The 18,029-nt window shown below is 51.7% G+C and carries 18 protein-coding genes; 13 read left to right on the forward strand and 5 right to left on the reverse strand.

Annotated elements, in window-relative coordinates; all coding sequences use genetic code 11:
* Position 1 precedes the first annotated feature (1 nt).
* The 4 genes from FDW97_RS11240 to FDW97_RS11255 are packed head-to-tail and all read left to right on the forward strand — an operon-like array spanning position 2 to position 4,302.
* Positions 2 to 1,546 carry a sugar ABC transporter ATP-binding protein gene (locus tag FDW97_RS11240; RefSeq protein ID WP_085047559.1) on the forward strand — a complete coding sequence of 515 codons (1,545 nt, stop codon included), beginning with the start codon at positions 2 to 4 and terminating at the stop codon, positions 1,544 to 1,546.
* A 17-nt stretch (positions 1,547 to 1,563) separates the two neighbouring features.
* Complete coding sequence (locus FDW97_RS11245; RefSeq protein WP_085047560.1) at positions 1,564 to 2,631, forward strand: ABC transporter permease; 1,068 nt, start codon at positions 1,564 to 1,566, stop codon at positions 2,629 to 2,631.
* A gap of 53 nt (positions 2,632 to 2,684) precedes the next feature.
* The gene (locus tag FDW97_RS11250) at positions 2,685 to 3,482 is read left to right on the forward strand and encodes an SDR family oxidoreductase (RefSeq protein ID WP_085047561.1); all 798 of its coding nucleotides are present in this window, start codon (positions 2,685 to 2,687) and stop codon (positions 3,480 to 3,482) included.
* A gap of 34 nt (positions 3,483 to 3,516) precedes the next feature.
* Positions 3,517 to 4,302, forward strand: a complete 786-nt coding sequence (locus FDW97_RS11255; RefSeq protein ID WP_137346960.1) for an SDR family oxidoreductase — start codon at positions 3,517 to 3,519, stop codon at positions 4,300 to 4,302.
* Positions 4,303 to 4,343: 41 nt separating this feature from the next.
* Here the strand turns inward: FDW97_RS11255 and FDW97_RS11260 are convergent, their stop codons facing one another.
* Positions 4,344 to 5,048: a GNAT family N-acetyltransferase gene (locus tag FDW97_RS11260; protein ID WP_137346959.1), complete on the reverse strand. Its 705-nt coding sequence runs from the start codon at positions 5,046 to 5,048 to the stop codon at positions 4,344 to 4,346.
* Between the two features lie 143 nt (positions 5,049 to 5,191).
* On the opposite strand from FDW97_RS11260, the gene FDW97_RS11265 reads away from it, so the two are divergent.
* Together FDW97_RS11265 and FDW97_RS11270 are read left to right on the forward strand one after the other, a co-directional pair.
* A complete protein-coding gene (locus FDW97_RS11265; protein ID WP_137346958.1) occupies positions 5,192 to 6,310 on the forward strand; it encodes a YbdK family carboxylate-amine ligase in 1,119 nt (372 codons plus the stop codon).
* A gap of 66 nt (positions 6,311 to 6,376) precedes the next feature.
* Positions 6,377 to 6,625: a DUF1158 domain-containing protein gene (locus FDW97_RS11270; RefSeq protein ID WP_069323123.1), complete on the forward strand. Its 249-nt coding sequence runs from the start codon at positions 6,377 to 6,379 to the stop codon at positions 6,623 to 6,625.
* Between the two features lie 21 nt (positions 6,626 to 6,646).
* Here FDW97_RS11270 and FDW97_RS11275 read toward each other — a convergent pair whose 3' ends face one another.
* On the reverse strand, positions 6,647 to 6,988 hold the full coding sequence (locus FDW97_RS11275) for a RamA family antibiotic efflux transcriptional regulator (protein ID WP_003021996.1): 342 nt from the start codon (positions 6,986 to 6,988) through the stop codon (positions 6,647 to 6,649).
* 17 nt (positions 6,989 to 7,005) lie between these two features.
* A complete protein-coding gene (locus tag FDW97_RS11280; RefSeq protein ID WP_137346957.1) occupies positions 7,006 to 8,118 on the reverse strand; it encodes an MBL fold metallo-hydrolase in 1,113 nt (370 codons plus the stop codon).
* Positions 8,119 to 8,308: 190 nt separating this feature from the next.
* On the opposite strand from FDW97_RS11280, the gene FDW97_RS11285 reads away from it, so the two are divergent.
* From FDW97_RS11285 to nfsB, 3 genes are all read left to right on the forward strand, one after another.
* Positions 8,309 to 8,890, forward strand: coding sequence for a TetR/AcrR family transcriptional regulator (locus FDW97_RS11285; RefSeq protein WP_069323121.1), 582 nt, complete (start codon positions 8,309 to 8,311; stop codon positions 8,888 to 8,890).
* On the forward strand, positions 8,890 to 9,258 hold the full coding sequence (locus tag FDW97_RS11290) for an MmcQ/YjbR family DNA-binding protein (RefSeq protein WP_038638590.1): 369 nt from the start codon (positions 8,890 to 8,892) through the stop codon (positions 9,256 to 9,258). The genes FDW97_RS11285 and FDW97_RS11290 overlap by 1 nt, the downstream gene beginning before the upstream one ends.
* 118 nt (positions 9,259 to 9,376) lie before the next feature.
* Positions 9,377 to 10,030, forward strand: a complete 654-nt coding sequence (gene nfsB, locus FDW97_RS11295; RefSeq protein ID WP_069323119.1) for an oxygen-insensitive NAD(P)H nitroreductase — start codon at positions 9,377 to 9,379, stop codon at positions 10,028 to 10,030.
* A 46-nt stretch (positions 10,031 to 10,076) separates the two neighbouring features.
* Here the strand turns inward: nfsB and FDW97_RS11300 are convergent, their stop codons facing one another.
* The gene (locus FDW97_RS11300) at positions 10,077 to 10,940 is read right to left on the reverse strand and encodes a helix-turn-helix transcriptional regulator (RefSeq protein ID WP_085047567.1); all 864 of its coding nucleotides are present in this window, start codon (positions 10,938 to 10,940) and stop codon (positions 10,077 to 10,079) included.
* Positions 10,941 to 11,047: 107 nt separating this feature from the next.
* On the opposite strand from FDW97_RS11300, the gene FDW97_RS11305 reads away from it, so the two are divergent.
* Both FDW97_RS11305 and FDW97_RS11310 read left to right on the forward strand, forming a co-directional pair.
* Positions 11,048 to 12,487, forward strand: coding sequence for an MFS transporter (locus FDW97_RS11305; protein ID WP_204354925.1), 1,440 nt, complete (start codon positions 11,048 to 11,050; stop codon positions 12,485 to 12,487).
* 71 nt (positions 12,488 to 12,558) lie between these two features.
* On the forward strand, positions 12,559 to 13,803 hold the full coding sequence (locus FDW97_RS11310; protein WP_069323117.1) for a mechanosensitive ion channel family protein: 1,245 nt from the start codon (positions 12,559 to 12,561) through the stop codon (positions 13,801 to 13,803).
* 54 nt (positions 13,804 to 13,857) lie between these two features.
* Here FDW97_RS11310 and pheP read toward each other — a convergent pair whose 3' ends face one another.
* The gene (gene pheP / locus FDW97_RS11315) at positions 13,858 to 15,252 is read right to left on the reverse strand and encodes a phenylalanine transporter (RefSeq protein WP_038638573.1); all 1,395 of its coding nucleotides are present in this window, start codon (positions 15,250 to 15,252) and stop codon (positions 13,858 to 13,860) included.
* A 293-nt stretch (positions 15,253 to 15,545) separates the two neighbouring features.
* Here pheP and FDW97_RS11320 point away from each other — a divergent pair, with 293 nt between their 5' ends.
* Complete coding sequence (locus tag FDW97_RS11320) at positions 15,546 to 16,721, forward strand: DNA repair protein (protein WP_087857102.1); 1,176 nt, start codon at positions 15,546 to 15,548, stop codon at positions 16,719 to 16,721.
* A 616-nt stretch (positions 16,722 to 17,337) separates the two neighbouring features.
* Complete coding sequence (locus FDW97_RS11325; RefSeq protein WP_085047570.1) at positions 17,338 to 17,916, forward strand: LuxR C-terminal-related transcriptional regulator; 579 nt, start codon at positions 17,338 to 17,340, stop codon at positions 17,914 to 17,916.
* The last annotated feature ends 113 nt before the right edge of the window (positions 17,917 to 18,029 follow it).

Raw genomic sequence — 18,029 nt, forward strand, 5'->3', positions numbered from 1 at the left:
CATGCAGCAGCAAGATATCGTCGCTCCTCAATCCGTCGAATCTGAAGTTATTATCGAAACCCACGATTTATCACGTATCTATCCTGGCGTAGTAGCATTAGATAACGTCAACTACCGGGTTTATCGGAATAAAGTAAACGTACTGATCGGAGAAAATGGTGCGGGTAAGTCCACCATGATGAAAATGCTTGCTGGTGTCGAAAGCCCCTCTTCCGGAAAAATTATTCTGGATGGTACGCCAGTCGTATTAAATTCGACTCATCAGGCCGAAAAACTGGGTATCAGCATTATTTTTCAGGAGTTGAATTTATTCCCGAATATGAATGTCATGGATAACATTTTCATGGCTAACGAATTCTTTCAGAAAGGGAAAATCAACGAAAAATATCAATACGCACTGGCGAAATCTTTGCTGGAAAGGCTGGAGCTGGACGTTGATCCGTATACACCGTTGGAAGAGCTTGGGATCGGCCATCAGCAACTGGTCGAGATTGCCCGCGCACTTTCCAAAGATACCCGCGTTTTGATTATGGATGAACCCACTTCCGCGCTTAGTCAGTCCGAAGTCAAGGTGCTGTTTAACGTAATAGAGCAACTCAAACGGCGCGGCGTCACCATCATCTATATATCTCACCGTCTGGAAGAGCTGATGGAAATTGGTGATTACATTACGATTTTCCGCGATGGCCGTTTTATCAGTGAACGCCCGGTGAATGATGCCAGTATTCCGTGGATCATTGAACAGATGGTAGGTGACAAGAAAAAACATTTTGATTATCAACCCGCCCCACAAGGTGAAACGGTGCTAGCCGTACAGGGACTTACCGCGCTTCACCCAAGCGGCGGTTATAAGCTAAATGATGTGACGTTTAGTCTCAGCAAAGGTGAAGTCATCGGGATTTATGGCCTGCTGGGAGCAGGACGGACGGAATTGTTCAAAGGTCTGGTCGGACTCATGCCCTGTCAGAGCGGCAGCGTACAGCTCAATGGCGAATGCATTGATAAAGCCCATTTTCAGTCACGCCTCAAAAAAGGGCTGGCGCTGGTGCCGGAAGACAGACAGGGCGAAGGCGTTGTGCAGATGATGTCGATTCAGTCCAACATGACGCTGTCTGATTTCAGCCTGCAAGGCTTTCGTCGGGCCTGGAAATGGCTAAACCCGCATAAAGAGCAGGCCAGTGTGAAGGCGATGATCCAGCAACTGGCCATCAAAGTGAGCGATCCCGAATTGCCTATCACCTCCTTAAGCGGTGGTAATCAGCAAAAAGTGGTGCTGGGTAAAGCATTAATGACGCAACCGCAGGTGGTCTTCCTGGATGAACCCACCCGAGGCATTGATGTAGGAGCCAAAACCGATGTGTATCACCTTATCGGCAAAATGGCGCAGCAAGGATTGGCTGTGATGTTCTCTTCATCAGAGCTGGACGAAGTGATGGCGCTGGCGGACCGCATTCTGGTAATGGCCGATGGCCGAATCACCGCCGATGTTCCCCGCCATGCAGTCACCCGCGAGACGTTAATCGCGGCTTCTACACCTCAAGATTAATCAGGCTGGAATCCATCATGAACCAGAAATATATGATTTATATGTACCTGCTGAAGGCCAGAACGTTTATCGCGCTGCTGCTGGTGATCGCATTCTTCAGCGTGATGGTACCGAATTTCCTGACCACATCTAACCTGCTGATCATGACTCAACACGTCGCCATAACGGGGTTACTGGCAATTGGTATGACGCTGGTGATACTGACGGGCGGCATCGATCTATCCGTCGGCGCGGTGGCGGGTATCTGCGGTATGGTTGCGGGCGCCTTGCTCACCAATGGTCTGCCCATCTGGGGCGGGAACATCATCTTCTTCAACGTGCCAGAGGTCATTCTCTGTGTCGCCGTCTTCGGGATTATCGTTGGTTTCATTAACGGCGCCGTCATCACGCGTTTCGGAGTGGCGCCGTTTATCTGTACGCTCGGCATGATGTACGTTGCCAGGGGATCTGCTCTTCTGTTTAACGACGGCAGCACTTATCCAAATCTCAACGGCATGGATGCTCTCGGCAATACCGGTTTTGCCACGTTGGGTTCAGGCACGCTATTGGGGATTTATCTGCCCATCTGGTTGATGATCGCTTTCCTGTTGCTGGGCTACTGGGTAACTACCAAAACGCCGCTTGGCCGCTATATCTACGCGATTGGAGGCAACGAATCCGCCGCACGCCTGGCCGGGGTGCCTATCGTAAAAGCGAAAATCTTTGTGTACGCCTTTTCCGGGCTATGTGCCGCCTTTGTTGGGCTGATTGTCGCCTCGCAACTGCAAACCGCCCACCCGATGACCGGCAATATGTTTGAGATGGATGCCATCGGCGCAACCGTGCTGGGCGGAACCGCGCTGGCAGGCGGGCGCGGACGCGTCTCCGGCTCCATTATCGGTGCTTTCGTCATTGTCTTCCTCGCTGATGGCATGGTGATGATGGGCGTCAGCGACTTCTGGCAAATGGTCATCAAAGGAGTAGTTATCGTCACCGCGGTGATCGTCGATCAGTTCCAGCAAAAGCTGCAGAACAAAGTCATTCTGATGCGTCGCCATGAAGAAAAGTTGGCGGCAGCACCCTCAGTAAATACCGTATCCAGTTAAGCAGCAACATTCCGCCGGGCATGCTTTGTCCGGCCTATACAGGGGATAAAAATATGCAACGTGATTTTCATGGTAAGACGATTGTTATCACCGGTGCTTGTCGTGGGATTGGCGCAGGTATCGCCGAACGTTTCGCCCGCGACGGCGCAAATCTGGTGATGGTGTCTAATGCCGAGCGCGTCCACGAAACGGCGGAGCAACTTCGTCAGCGCTATCAGGCAGATATTTTGTCATTACAGGTGGATGTGACCGATGAGCTAAAGGTGCAATCTCTGTACGAGCAGGCCGCAGCACGCTTTGGCACCATTGATGTTTCCGTTCAGAATGCGGGCGTCATCACTATCGACTATTTCGACCGTATGCCGAAAGCTGATTTCGAAAAAGTCCTCGCTGTAAATACCACCGGCGTGTGGCTCTGCTGCCGGGAAGCGGCGAAATATATGGTTAAACAACAACATGGCTGTCTGATTAATACCTCCTCGGGTCAGGGTCGCCAGGGTTTCATCTATACCCCACATTACGCCGCCAGCAAGATGGGCGTAATTGGTATCACGCAAAGCCTGGCGCATGAGCTGGCTCCATGGAATATCACCGTCAACGCCTTCTGCCCGGGGATTATCGAAAGCGAAATGTGGGATTACAACGACCGCGTATGGGGTGAGATCCTCAGCACTGAGGATAAACGCTATGGCAAGGGTGAGCTGATGGCTGAATGGGTTAAAGGCATCCCAATGAAACGCGCGGGTAAACCTGAGGATGTCGCCGGGCTGGTCGCTTTCCTTGCATCTGACGATGCGCGTTACCTTACCGGACAAACCATCAACATCGATGGCGGCCTGATTATGTCATAACACCCGCAGGGTGTTCGCGAAGAGAGTCATCACTATGATCGCAAAAGATTTTGCTCAGCAACTGTTTAACCTTGAGGGACGTGTCGCTTTTGTCACTGGTGCGGGCAGCGGCATTGGACAGACCATCGCATACGCGCTTGCCAGCGCTGGCGCGCGCGTGGTGTGCTTTGATCTGCGCGAAGACGGTGGTCTAAAAGAGACCGTTAATAATATCGCGACGATCGGCGGCCTGGCGGCACTCTATACGGGTGATGTCCGTCAGCTTAGCGACTTGCGCGCCGCCGTAGCCCTGGCGAAGGAACGTTTTGGTCGCCTGGATATCGCGGTGAACGCCGCAGGCATTGCCAACGCCAACCCGGCGCTGGAAATGGAAAGCGAGCAGTGGCAACGCGTTATCGATATTAACCTCACCGGCGTGTGGAACTCCTGTAAAGCTGAGGCGGAGCTGATGCTGGAGTCCGGCGGCGGCTCGATTATTAACATCGCCTCCATGTCCGGGATTATTGTCAACCGTGGCCTCGAACAGGCTCATTACAATAGCGCTAAAGCGGGGGTGATTCATCTTTCAAAAAGTCTGGCGATGGAGTGGATTGAAAAAGGGATCCGCGTGAACTCCATCAGCCCGGGATATACTGCCACACCGATGAACACTCGCCCGGAGATGGTTCATCAGACGCGAGAGTTTGAAAGCCAGACGCCGATTCAGCGCATGGCGAAAGTAGAAGAGATGGCCGGTCCGGCACTATTTCTTGCCAGCGATGCGGCCTCATTTTGCACTGGTGTAGACCTGGTTGTCGACGGTGGATTCATCTGCTGGTAAACAGTCAGTCGCCCGCAGCGTTTTTAACTGCGGGCGTTTATTTACTCGCCACGACATGCCGCCAATGTTTTTCGTTGCCGCCCATGTTCATCAAAGTTGTCGGCAGCCAGCCAACGCTGCAATGCGGCATCGCGCTGCGGCCATTCGCTGTCAATCATTGATAACCAGTCGCTGTCGCGGTTGCGCCCCTTACGCACGATCTTCTGGCGAAAACGCCCTTCGAAGATAAACCCCAGACGCTCTGCCGCCCGTCGCGACGCCGTGTTCAACGAATCGCATTTCCACTCCACGCGCCGATAGCCTGACGCAAACGCCTGACGCAGCAGCAGCCAGACGCTTTCGGTGCCGAGTACCGTATTTTTCATGCGCGGCGACCAGGTCACATGACCAATTTCGACCGAGCCATGCTCCCGTTCGATCGCCATAAAGCACACCAGGCCAACGGCACGCCCGGAACGCTGTTCAATTACCGCATAGGGAACCAGGGAGACGTCAGTGGATTTTGCCGCTATCCAGCAAGCCGCGGCTTCAACGCTCGTTGGGCGGGAGCTTGCAAGCCAGGTCCAGTCGCGATCGTCGGGTGCCTGCGCATAGGCATCAAACAGGTCGGCGGCATGGCTGTCGGCATCCAGAGGAACCAAACGGCAATACTGTCCAACAAGCTCTTCCCGTGGCAGCACGGCGGCCCCCTTCCAGTCCGGCACAACATCGCCGACGGTCTGACCATAAAGATTTATTTCCGGCACGGATTCAACCCCTGTTGCGAAGCAAAAAATAGTTATAGCACCTGCCATTTCACCTTCAAAGCGTCACCCGGTGATTTCTTACGCAAAACAGAAAACCAGCAGTCCTTCTATACTTAATTAAAATCAACGCTGAAGAGAACCCTATGTCACTACCCGATTTTCATGTTTCCGACCCTTTTACGCTAGGCATTGAACTGGAAATGCAGGTGGTTAATCCCCCAGGTTACGACCTGAGCCAGGATTCTTCCCGGCTGATTGACGCCATTAAGCCACAGCTTACCGCCGGGGAAGTGAAGCACGATATCACCGAAAGTATGCTGGAGATGGCAACCGGGGTTTGTCGCAATATCGACCAGGCTGATGCTGAATTGTCGGCCATGCAGCAGATAATCATGCGGGTTGCGGCAGAGCATCACCTCGCCATCTGCGGCGGTGGTACGCACCCATTTCAAAAATGGCAACGTCAGGAAGTCTGCGATGACGAACGCTATCGACGTAACCTGGAAAATTTTGGTTATCTTATTCAGCAGGCGACCGTTTTCGGTCAGCACGTCCATGTTGGCTGCGCCAACGGTGATGATGCAATTTATCTCCTGCACGGGCTGTCGCGATTTGTTCCTCATTTTATTGCGCTCTCTGCCGCCTCGCCTTACATGCAGACATCCGACACGCAATTTGCCTGCGCGCGCCTGAATATATTCTCCGGCTTTCCCGATAACGGTCCGATGCCATGGGTAAATAACTGGCAGGAATTTACGGGACTATTTCGCCGGCTGGCTTACACCAGCATGATTGATAGCATTAAAGATTTGCACTGGGATATCCGCCCCAGCCCGCACTTCGGTACGGTTGAGGTTCGGGTAATGGACACTCCGTTGACCCTTAAACACGCGGTCAATATGGCGGGACTGATACAGTCCACCGCCCACTGGCTACTCACCAAACGTCCATTCAAACACCAGGAGCGTGATTATTTACTGTATAAATTCAACCGTTTTCAGGCCTGTCGCTTTGGTATGGCGGGGATTGTCACCGACGTGAATACGGGCGATGGGCATCGCCTGGCGGATGACACGCTACGACTGCTGGAGAATGTCGCCGCCTCTGCGGACAAAGTGGGGGCGACCAGCGCGATTGAAGCCTTACGCCTGCAGGTTAAACATGGTCATGATGAAGCACAGAATATGCGTGATTTCGTGGCGGAAGGCGGATCGTTGAGTGGTCTGGTGAAAAAACACTGTGAGATTTGGGCAGGGCTTTAGGCGTGGGGTTTGCGTTGCCCGCTGAGATCCCGGACAATGGTATTTTAACTCAAGTTTAACAATACCATGAAACACCCGCTTGAATCGCTGATGACCGCCGCTGGGATCCTGCTGCTGGCTTTTCTGTCCTGCCTGCTCTTACCTGCCCCTTCACTTGGCCTGGTGCTGGCGCAAAAACTCGTCGCCACCTTTCATCTGATGGATCTCAACCAGTTTTACACGTTGCTGTTTTGCCTGTGGTTTTTACTACTGGGGGTGATTGAGTATTTTGTGCTGCGCTACATTTGGCGGCGCTGGTTCTCGCTGGCGGATTAAACCCGCGAGAACCCGGTGCCGTTAATGCGTTCGACTATGATTTTCTTTGCGATAAGCGCCCGGCGGTTGACTAAACGTACGGGTGAAAATACGCGTAAAAGTCTGCTGTGAATCGAATCCGTACTTCAAACAGATGTCGTACACTTTCTGATCGGTATCGCGCAGATCGCGCGCCGCCAGCAGCAGTTTACGCTCACGGATGTAACGCCCCAGGCTCTCGCCTTTGTACTGCATAAAAAGACGCTGTAGGTGCCATTTTGAATAACCCGCATGGCGTGCAATATCATCAATGCGCAATGGTTGATTCAAATTATCATCAATCCATTCAACAATCGTATCAATTACCTGAGCAGAAATCGTCATCATGCTCTCCCCTGTGTTCATTGATTCGCCTGCTGCCACCAGGCCGTAAACGTTTGGTCCGGTTCGGACAGTATGACCGGTTCACCCAGCATCGGCGTCAGCAGTCGGTAATCTTGTTGGCGGCTGGCAAGCGCCAGTCGTTTGTACGGATCATCCCAGGTATGTTTCGCCAGAACAAAACGACCTGCGTGCCCGGGCAAAACGGCTTTCGCATGCAGATCCGCCGCGGCCTGAGCCGTCTCTTCCGGCATCATGTGAATAAACTTCCAGTCCTGGTCATACTGACCGTTCTCCATAATCGCCAAATCAACCGAGCCAAACTGCTCGCCAATGGCTTTAAAATGCGGCCCGTAGCCGGAATCCCCGCTGTAATAAACGTTCTGCCCCGGCATTTCAAACATAAAGCTGGCCCACAGCGTCTGATTACGCTTAATGCCTCGCCCCGAAAAATGGCGGGCTGGCAGAACATGAACAATCAGTGAATCCGTCACTCTGACGGACTGATTCCAGTCACGTTCGTCGATTATCTCGCTGCGCATTCCCCAATAACGCAGATGCGACCCCACACCCAGCGGCGTAATCACCCGTTTAATCTTCGGCATTAACGCCTTGATGGTGGCGAGATCCAGATGGTCATAATGATCGTGCGAGATGATGAGCAGATCGATCTCCGGCATCGTCTGCGCGGTCCACGGATAATCCCCGGCAAAGGCTTTGTTCAGAAATGAAAACGGCGCGGCATAGTTGCTGAACACCGGATCAATCAGGATGCGTTGACCCGCCAGTTGCAAATACCATGAGGAGTGGCCCAGCCAGACCAGAGTATCCTGCTGCGGCGGTAACCCGGCGAGATCGCTCGCCACCAGCGGTAACGGCTGCGCTGGCCGCGCATTTTCACGTTTAGCGACCAGAAACTCCCACCAGGCCGCCAGCATACCTTTGTTACCGGTATAGCCCGGTGTTGGCACCTGGTTATGAAACTGTCCATCACGATAGTGTGGCGACAGTTCAACCTGACTCAGTTGTGCCCCTTGCGGCGCCTGGCCAAATCCGGCATTGAGTACAAACGGTAAACTTGTAGCAGCGGCAATAAGCATAATAACAACCACACAAACTGTGAGACGCTTCATATCCTGACCTTAAACGCGCCTCCTTTCCGCTGGTTTGCGCGACTGACTCTTGATTATGAGTGAGTAAGCACTCATTATAGAAATCGAAAGTTCGCCGTCAAGATGATTTTCAATCTTTGACATTCTCCGTTGCGGTGCTGCAAAGGCCGTGATTCAATCATGTTTTTTACAGACTTAAGGGTAAAGTGTAGTGGCTCGTCCGAAGAGTGAAGACAAAAAACTGGCATTACTGGAAGCTGCAACCACAGCATTTGCACAATCAGGTATTGCGGCCTCAACCGCCGTAATCGCGCGCAATGCAGGGGTTGCGGAGGGAACGTTGTTTCGCTATTTCGCGACCAAAGATGATCTGATCAACGAGCTTTACCTCTTTTTAAAACACGATCTCTGCCAGTCAATGATGGCCAATCTGGACCGTTCAGTGACCGATGCCAAAACCATGACTCACTACATCTGGAACAGCTACATTAGCTGGGGTCTGAATCATACCTGCGGACATCGCACCATTCGTCAGTTGGCCGTCAGCGAGAAAATCAGCAAAGAAACTGAACAGCAGGCTGACGATATGTTTCCGGAACTGCGCGATCTTTGTCATCGCTCCGTGCGCCCTGAATTTATGTCGGACGAGTATCGCGCCTTCGGCGACGGGCTTTTTTTGACACTTGCAGAAACAACCATGGAATTCGCTGCCCGCAACCCTGCCCGCGCGACTGAATACATTTCGTTGGGGTTTGAAGCCATGTGGCGCGCCCTGACCCGCGAGGAAAAATAATGGATGGAAAGACACTGCATGTCTGCGCGAAGCGCCTTGCGCTTGAACTGCCTTTTACTGAGCACTGCTGGCCTTTTGGCCCGGAATACGACGTGTTCAAGGTCGGCGGCAAGATTTTCATGCTGGTCTTTGAACATCACGGACGCCCGCTGGTTAACCTGAAATCCGATCCGCAAAAATCACTGTTAAATCAGCAGATCTACCCCAGCATTGAACCCGGTTATCACATGAATAAAAAGCACTGGATCTCAGTCTATCCAGGCGACGACATTACCGAGTCATTGCTGACGGACCTGGTGAGCGACTCATGGCACCGGGTGGTGGATGGTTTGCCTAAGCGCGATCAGCAACGCCTGCGGCCAGGCTGATTTATCGTTAGCGTCGATAAGTGTTTTTGCATTTTTCGCTCTTATCATTTTCTCGCTAACCCTGTACCCTGCTGAAACTAAACGCACCCGCAGGGTAGGAAAACCACCAGGAGTAGTTATGGATATTGTTTCTGTCGCCTTAAAACGTTACTCCACTAAGGCATTCGATCCGAATAAAAAACTGACCGCTGAGCAGGCCGAAAAATTAAAAACGCTGCTGCAGTTTAGTCCGTCCAGCACCAACTCTCAGCCGTGGCACTTTATCGTTGCCAGCACTGACGAAGGTAAAGCGCGCGTGGCGAAATCCGCAGCCGGCGGCTTTGTATTCAACGAGCGTAAAATGCTGGATGCATCCCACGTTGTGGTGTTCTGCGCCAAAACGGCGATGGACGATGCATGGCTGGAGCGCGTCGTCGATCAAGAAGAGCGCGATGGCCGTTTCGCTACCCCGGAAGCCAAAGCCGCTAACCACAAAGGCCGTACTTTCTTTGCCGACCTGCACCGCAAAGATCTCAAAGATGACAACCACTGGATGGCGAAACAGGTGTACCTGAACGTCGGTAACTTCCTGCTGGGCGTTGCGGCGATGGGGCTGGACGCGGTGCCAATCGAAGGCTTTGATGCTGCCGTTCTCGACGCAGAGTTTGGCCTGAAAGAAAAAGGTTTCACCAGCGTAGTCGTGGTCCCGGTAGGTCATCACAGCGTAGAGGATTTCAACGCCGCGCTGCCGAAATCTCGTCTGCCGTTGGAAACAACGCTGACTGAAGTCTGATTTTTGCCGTTATGCCCGATGCGTGTCGCCGTCATCGGGCGTATCACTACTGATTCAGCCAGGCCAGAGCCTGCTCCCCCGCTTCATCCATCGGTAAATAAACCAGCAGCCGCGAACCGTTACGCGGGGCGGAATACCAGTACATTTGCTGCAAGCTAAAACGCCCTAACTGCGGATGAACAAAGTTTTTGACCTGATTTTCCACACCGCGAACGTCATAACGCTGATGCCATAATGCTTCAAACTCAGACGATGCGGCAAAAAAGCGCGCCAGTTTATTTTCCCAAACAGGATCGCTGCGATGTTCCGCCATTGCCGCACGGAAATAAGAAACAAACGTCGGTAATACATCGCAGTTTTCTATCCGGCTACGCCAGGTTTCATTCGTGAGATAGAGGTAAATACAGTTGCGGTCTTCGCTCGGGAGCGTGGAGAAATCAACGCCCATCAACCGGCAAAAACTGTCGTTCCAGGCCACGATGTCAAAACTGGGTTTCTGAATACTGGCGGGCTGCGGCATCAGGCTGTCGAGCATCTTTCGGGTGCCTGGCGCAATCCCTTCACACACCATCACCGGCGTGGATTCCGGTGGCGTCAATCCGGCCAGTACAAACAGGTGGCGGGTTTCCAGCGGACTGCATTGCAGCGCGCTCGCCACGTTCAGTAAGACCGCTTGCGACGGATTGACCTCTCGCCCCTGCTCCAGCCAGGTGTACCAGGTGACGCCAACGTTAGCCAACATCGCGACTTCTTCGCGGCGCAGACCGGGCGTTCTTCGCCGCCCAATGCGCGGCAGACCCAGACGCTGCGGATCGAGGCTTTCCCGTCGCGCACGTAAAAACGCGCCAAGCTGCTTGCGGCTGTCATCAGGGAGAATAACCGCGGATTCCTGTTGCGCTATTACCGACATGGACTCTCCAGCATAGTAGTACCAATACCAGTATAACCAGGAACTGGTACCCGTTTAATTTTTCAGTGATGCTACGTCCATCTGCAAAATGATGCAATGGAGTTACTATGAGTACATCAACTGTTTCACCCGGCCGCATAGGGTTGCTCCTGTTATTGACAGGCCAAATGCTCCCGCTCATTGATACATCAATTACCAATGTCGCTCTGGATTCCATTACCCAGTCGCTTCAGGCCACCACCACGCAGCTGGAGCTGATTGTCGCTTTGTACGGGGTGACTTTCGCCGTTTGTCTGGCGCTGGGCAGCAAACTCGGTGATAACTATGGTCGCCGCCGCCTGTTTATGACAGGCGTCGTGCTGTTTGGCATCGCCTCTCTTTTATGCGGGATGGCGAATTCCATTCATATGTTACTGGCTGCCCGCGTTCTACAAGGTGCGGGCGCGGCGCTAATCGTGCCGCAGATCCTTGCCACCCTGCACGTCACGCTGAAAGGTCCTGCACATGCGCGGGCCATCAGTTTGTATGGAGGAATTGGCGGCATCGCGTTTATTGTCGGCCAGATGGGCGGAGGCTGGCTGGTTTCGGCAGATATTGCAGGGCTGGGCTGGCGCAACGCCTTTTTTATTAATGTCCCGATCTGTCTGTTAGTTCTGATGTTCAGCCAACGCTATGTCCCGGAAACCACGCGAGAAACCCGAACCCGCATCGACTGGCTGGGCACCAGCAGTCTGGCTGCGATTCTCTGCTGCTTGTTGTTTCCCATGGCATTAGGCCCGGAAACCGGCTGGCCGTGGCAGACTCAGCTTGCTCTGGTCGCCATCCTGCCTTTGGGATGGTGGATGCGCAGCAATGCGTTACGACAAGAACAGACCGGGCAACATCCTCTCTTACCGCCACGCCTGTTAAAACTCAGCAGCATCCGGTTCGGCGTGCTGATCGCATTACTGTTTTTTAGCGCCTGGTCAGGATTTATGTTCTGTATGGCGCTGACGCTACAGGCCGGTCTGGGGATGGCGCCCTGGGAATCCGGCAATAGCTTTATTGCGCTTGGCGCAGCCTATTTTATCTCCGCCTGTTACGCACCGCGACTCATTGCCCGCTATAGCACGGGACGTATTCTGCTCACCGGGTTGATTATTCAGATCGCTGGCTTGATGGGCTTAATGATGACCTTCTGGTATTCAGGTATGCATACCTCAGCCATTACGCTCGTTCCGGCGACAGCATTTATCGGCTATGGTCAGGCGCTGATTGTGAACAGTTTTTATCGCATCGGTATGCGCGATATCGCCACGCACGATGCGGGCGCCGGAACCACCATTCTGAGTACGTTGCAGCAGGCAACATTAGGACTCGGTCCCGCCGTGTTGGGGGCGCTGTTCCTGCATCTGCAGCAACATTACCATGGTGATTACACGCGCTCGGTTATCGGCTTTTTAGCCGTCGAAGCCACAATGATGACCGTACTGTTACTGACTACCTTTTTATTTCGCCGCACGCTGAATATCAATCCGGTGTGCGCCAGCATCGCCGCAAAATCGTAGGCAAGACGAGCGTAATTTGCATAAGCTCCTGACAGCGGTCATCATAGGCCGCTGTTTATTAAGGAGACATTATGCAGGAATTGATATCTCAGGTAGAAGAACTCGGCATTGAAATAAACCACACCACCTCGCTGGTGATGATTTTTGGCATTATTTTTCTCACCGCCATTATTGTTCACGTTATTTTGCACTGGGTGGTGCTGCGCGCATTTGAAAAGCGCGCGAACGCCAGCTCCCGTCTGTGGCTACAAATCATCACGCAGAACAAGTTATTTCACCGGCTGGCATTCACCCTGCAGGGTATCATTGTCAACATTCAGGCCGCGCTGTGGTTACAAAAAGGCAGCGAAGCCGCAGAGATATTAGTGACCTGCGCTCAGCTGTGGATCATGATGTACGCCCTGCTGTCCCTGTTCTCCCTGCTGGACGTTATTCTCAATCTGTCGCAAAAACTCCCAGCCGCATCTCAGCTACCGTTGAAAGGTATATTCCAGGGAATCAAACTGATCGGCGCAATTATCGTTGGGATTTTGATGATTTCCCTGCTGATTGGTCAGTCCCCGGCAATACTGATAAGCGGCCTGGGCGCGATGGCCGCCGTCTTAATGCTGGTGTTTAAAGATCCCATCCTCGGCCTGGTGGCCGGCATACAGCTTTCAGCCAACGATATGTTGAAGTTGGGCGACTGGCTGGAAATGCCGAAATACGGCGCAGACGGCGCGGTTATCGATATTGGTTTGACCACGGTGAAAGTGCGCAACTGGGATAACACCATCACCACTATCCCCACCTGGTCACTGGTATCGGACTCTTTTAAAAACTGGAGCGGGATGTCTGCTTCCGGGGGGCGACGCATTAAACGCAGCATCAGCATTGATGCCACCAGCATTCATTTTCTTGACGAAGATGAACGCCAGCGACTGCATAAAGCACACCTGCTAAAGCCGTATTTAACCACGCGTCATCAGGAAATTGACGAGTGGAATCAGCTATTGGATGCGCCTGAATCCGTATTGAATCACCGCCGGATGACCAATATTGGCACTTTCCGCGCCTATCTGAACGAATATTTACGTCACCATCCGCGGATTCGCAAAGATATGACGTTAATGGTACGCCAGCTTGCGCCGGACGATCATGGTTTGCCGATCGAGATTTATGCTTTTACCAATACGGTAGTCTGGCTGGAATATGAAAGTATTCAGGCTGATATCTTCGACCATATATTCGCAGTGATCGAAGAGTTTGGCTTACGCATTCATCAGTCGCCTACCGGAAATGATATTCGCGCATTGTCAGGGGCTTTTCAGCGTTAATCGGCAATGAGAAGTGGTGACCGATCTCATCGCCAGGATGAGATCGGTTAGATATTAGCGGGATTTACGGCGCAGCAGTTTGAAGGCAACAAACAGGAACAGGATCCATATCGGCAGCAGAATAGCGGACAAGCGCATATCATCCATGGTGCACATCAGCACCAGAATCATGCCGAGGAAGGCAATGCACAGATAGTTTCCGGCCGGATACAACAGCGCTTTAAACTGGGTATCACGTCCTTTGCGGCGCATCGCCGCGCGGAATCGCAAATGCGCCAGACAAATCATAATCCAGTTTAGTAGCAGCGTCGCGACAACCAGCGCCATCAACAGACTGAACGCTTTTTGCGGCAGCACATAGTTGATCAACACCACCAGTGACGTAATCGCGCCGGACAGAATCAATGAGTTCACCGGAACGCCACGACGACTGACGCGGGTTAAAAACTTCGGCGCATTTCCCTGCACGGACAAGCCAAACAGCATGCGGCTGTTCGAGTAAACACCGCTGTTATAGACCGACAGCGAAGCCACCAGAATGACAAAGTTCAGTGCAGAAGCCACCACGTTACTGTCAAGATTATGGAAAATCATCACGAACGGGCTACTGTTTGATTTCACTTCCACCCACGGGTACAAGGCCAGCAGCACCACCAGAGAACCGATGTAAAACAGCAAAATACGGTACACCACCTGATTTACCGCTTTCGGGATACTTTTCTGCGGATCCTGCGCTTCCGCGGCAGTGATCCCTATCAATTCCAGCCCGCCAAACGAGAACATAATCACCGCCAGCGAAAGGATCAATCCGTTCCAGCCGGTGGCAAAAAAGCCGTTGTAACGCCAGAGATTATCGATGCTCGCATGTTCCCCGCCGTTACCGGAAAACAGCATCCAGATACCAAAGCCAATCATGCCGATAATGGCCAGCACTTTAATCAGCGCAAACCAGAATTCCGTTTCGCCATACAGACGTACGTTAACCAGATTGACGGCGTTGATGATCACAAAAAACGCGGCGGCCCAAATCCAGGTGGGGACATCGGGCAGCCAGTACTGCATGTAGATTCCGGCCGCTGTCAGCTCCGCCATGCCAACCAGCACAAACATCACCCAGTAGTTCCAGCCGGACAAAAAGCCAGCAAACGGTCCCCAGTATTTATAGGCAAAATGGGCAAACGATCCGGAAACGGGTTCTTCCACCACCATTTCGCCCAGTTGACGCATAATCAAAAAAGCGATGATTCCGGCTACGCCGTAACCCAGTAACACCGCAGGCCCCGCCATCTGAATGGCCGGACCAATGCCCAAAAACAGGCCGGTTCCAATTGCGCCGCCCAGCGCAATTAACTGAATATGGCGGTTTTGCAACCCCCGCTGAAGCGTCGGCTCATTCGTCGACGCGGCATCAGACACGCTGGTGTCAGATGCAGTTGACGCGTTTTTCACGCCCTTCCCCTGTGTCGTTTTTATTGAAGGGGCTTCTTTTAACATTTCAACCTGGTTGCCGCAAGGCGCAATCGTTTAACACCATGGTCATCAGCGATGCCTGAGCCGTTGTTATTTTTCATGGGGCTGCTCCTTACCAGAGCTCACGCTTTTCATAATTACAGTGAATTATTCTGGACGAAAAGGTATTGCAGGCCACAGAATGCACCTTACTGTTTTTCTAACATTTTCAAACGGGTGGGCCTGTTGTATTTAAGCCACTCGTTTTTAAGCCAGGCCAGGCAACGACTGTCATGAATAAGATCATCAAACGACTGGAAATCGTCAAAAGCGCTATTGAACTGGAAGATGAGGAGATTATTTTCCAACAGGTGGCGCATCTGAAAAATGAGCCTTTGTCAGTCGTGCCAGACACCATCGTGCAGGCGATCGAAGCCCGGCGCTTTAGCGATGCTCTGCGTGAAATCACCGCCTGGCTGCAATCTCAGCGGGCAGTCTCTACGTGGCAGGATCCTGCGATTGCGGCGAGTAAACTCGAACTGAAAGCGCTTGAAACACAATTGCGTGACCTGATTGATAAGCGCAACACGCGCATTCAAATCCTCGATGATTTCAACGATCTATACCATCTTCGTCTTGGGCCGTTGATGAGCCGCATCCTTGAGCTGCGTAAGCAACTGGCCGCCAGCGCGCAACGTAAGCAGGAAGCGGAGCGAAAACGCCGGGAAAAAGACTATCAATCCTGTCAGCACTATATTTCCCAGGCCGTTGAGCAGTTGGCCAGACTCAAGCAGCAATGGATGAACCAGCACTCAGATTCGCGCGAATCTGTCGAAACCCGGCAACGCATTCAGCAACAAACGGAGCTGATCACCGCCCTGCTGGCGGAGATCCGTGAACTGGAAAACGACTTTTCTCGCCAGGACGACAGCGCGACTCGCCAGGCACAAGAAGAGGCCAGTCATGAATATGATGAATATCAGGAGCAGCAGCAGGACGCACAGCATCGTTTTACCCGCGATCAACGACTTTCTCCCGATGAGCGTAGCGAGCTAAAGCGCCTGTGGCGGCAGGCCAGTCGTCTTTGCCACCCGGACGTAGTGGCGGATGATCTGAAAGAGAAAGCGCATCAGATGATGGTACAGCTTAACCAGGCGCGCCAAAATGCCGACCTTGCCGCCGTACGGGCGTTACTGACCCAGTTACAAAGTGGTCTCGAACCGATGATGGCGAGCGACCGATTGAACGATCTGCAGCATTTACGCAGCAAAATACAGCAGCTCAGAGAACAAATTAACGCACTGCTGAAAGAGATTACCGAACTAGAGGCGGAAAACGCCTGGCGCCTTGCTTCCTCCGTGACCGATAAAGAGGCTTACTTCTCTGACCAGCAACGGGCGCTGACGGAAATCCGCAACTCGCTGGAACAACAGGTGCAACAGGTCGAGCAGGAGCTGTTAGCGGGCTGAGCGCTAGCAGCGAAGTAAGCAGATAAAATGACAACGGCAAGCAACATGCTCAAATAAAGCACAAAAAGACCAACTTAGAATAAAAATCTATGAACGTTTATTTAATTGGCTAAACAGTCTTAAATTCAAACATTTTTAGATGCTTAATGTAAGTTTGGCGATATTTCCATCTTCACTGTTCCCACCCGCCCCTTCTTCCTAATCTTAATTAAGAATTTTCCTACCCACCAACCAGTCCATCATCACAAGCTGGCATTCCTTTGAAATATAATCATTTTTAAATAAATCGCCGTCAATAAGCCAGGAATATCCTGCCTTTATGGAAAAGGTGGGCCCATTCTTGTGGTGATCCATAAGCGAAATCTATCAATCATCTGCTCAGAGGTGATATAAACGATTTATCTTAAATTTTAACAAAGTGTAATATCTACTTTCAGAATAGTTAATGCTTCAAATAAATACAGAAAATATCTGTTGAATCGGCAATAAATAAGGATACGTTCGAACCAAAGAACGTTATACGAGATTTAATTAACATTCCGCGCGTCGCAAGAAACTCTTTTTTCAGCCAGAAAAAAGAGGCGACTGCTTGCATTAAAATTTCAAGGAGATCGTAATGTCTAAGGCTATTTTTTTGGGTGATTCACTTTATCCCTGGCTAGGCATGCGAGAAATTCTACGTGGTTCATCATTATATATTGATATCACATACCACTCCTCTCAGACGTTTTCAGCAGTCAAGTTCCTGCCAGATGGCACGGATTACATCATTATTAATCCTGACAAATCAGATTTTTTAAAATATGCCCGGATTATCCGCAGCATGGCTATCCGCCCTGCCACAAAAATTATTGTTTTGGCAGATGAAGCCACCTTTTCTCTTTTTCAAACCGTTTGCGGGAAGAACATGCAATTACTCGATCAAGATGCCAGCCTCGATCGGCTACTGCATGCCGTTACACGTATCATACAGAATAAAAAACAAAATAATATCAACGCACTACATACTAAAATTACCGCAAACGAATTCAATGTCATGATGATGCTTGCCCGGGGTTGGTCATTGGCACAAATCGCCGGGGCGTCACAAAAAAGTGAAAAAACCATCGGGGCGTACAAAAGCAACATTGCCAGAAAGCTCGGCAAAAATAACACCCGGCTCAAGTACACCATTTCCCACTATAGCCAGCCGTAACTGACTTATTTAAGGACAATTATCACGGTTATTATTTAAATCTTTCCTTTCGGCTCATTTTTAATTCCGCAACGCTCGGAAGGGAGCCCTATTCCCAAAAATCAATATGCCGG

Origin of the sequence: Citrobacter sp. wls708 (genome assembly GCF_005281255.1) — a bacterium.
Classification (GTDB): Bacteria; Pseudomonadota; Gammaproteobacteria; order Enterobacterales; family Enterobacteriaceae; genus Citrobacter; species Citrobacter werkmanii.

Excerpts from the sequence above, each read along its gene's own strand:
- FDW97_RS11240 (WP_085047559.1), top strand. The coding sequence starts at position 2 with ATGCAGCAGCAAGATATCGTCGCTCCTCAATCCGTCGAATCTGAAGTT.
- FDW97_RS11245 (WP_085047560.1), top strand. The coding sequence starts at position 1,564 with ATGAACCAGAAATATATGATTTATATGTACCTGCTGAAGGCCAGAACG.
- FDW97_RS11250 (WP_085047561.1), top strand. The coding sequence starts at position 2,685 with ATGCAACGTGATTTTCATGGTAAGACGATTGTTATCACCGGTGCTTGT.
- FDW97_RS11255 (WP_137346960.1), top strand. The coding sequence starts at position 3,517 with ATGATCGCAAAAGATTTTGCTCAGCAACTGTTTAACCTTGAGGGACGT.
- FDW97_RS11265 (WP_137346958.1), top strand. The coding sequence starts at position 5,192 with ATGTCACTACCCGATTTTCATGTTTCCGACCCTTTTACGCTAGGCATT.
- FDW97_RS11270 (WP_069323123.1), top strand. The coding sequence starts at position 6,377 with ATGAAACACCCGCTTGAATCGCTGATGACCGCCGCTGGGATCCTGCTG.
- FDW97_RS11275 (WP_003021996.1), bottom strand. The coding sequence starts at position 6,988 with ATGACGATTTCTGCTCAGGTAATTGATACGATTGTTGAATGGATTGAT.
- FDW97_RS11280 (WP_137346957.1), bottom strand. The coding sequence starts at position 8,118 with ATGAAGCGTCTCACAGTTTGTGTGGTTGTTATTATGCTTATTGCCGCT.
- FDW97_RS11290 (WP_038638590.1), top strand. The coding sequence starts at position 8,890 with ATGGATGGAAAGACACTGCATGTCTGCGCGAAGCGCCTTGCGCTTGAA.
- nfsB (WP_069323119.1), top strand. The coding sequence starts at position 9,377 with ATGGATATTGTTTCTGTCGCCTTAAAACGTTACTCCACTAAGGCATTC.
- FDW97_RS11300 (WP_085047567.1), bottom strand. The coding sequence starts at position 10,940 with ATGTCGGTAATAGCGCAACAGGAATCCGCGGTTATTCTCCCTGATGAC.
- FDW97_RS11305 (WP_204354925.1), top strand. The coding sequence starts at position 11,048 with ATGAGTACATCAACTGTTTCACCCGGCCGCATAGGGTTGCTCCTGTTA.
- FDW97_RS11310 (WP_069323117.1), top strand. The coding sequence starts at position 12,559 with ATGCAGGAATTGATATCTCAGGTAGAAGAACTCGGCATTGAAATAAAC.
- FDW97_RS11320 (WP_087857102.1), top strand. The coding sequence starts at position 15,546 with ATGAATAAGATCATCAAACGACTGGAAATCGTCAAAAGCGCTATTGAA.
- FDW97_RS11325 (WP_085047570.1), top strand. The coding sequence starts at position 17,338 with ATGTCTAAGGCTATTTTTTTGGGTGATTCACTTTATCCCTGGCTAGGC.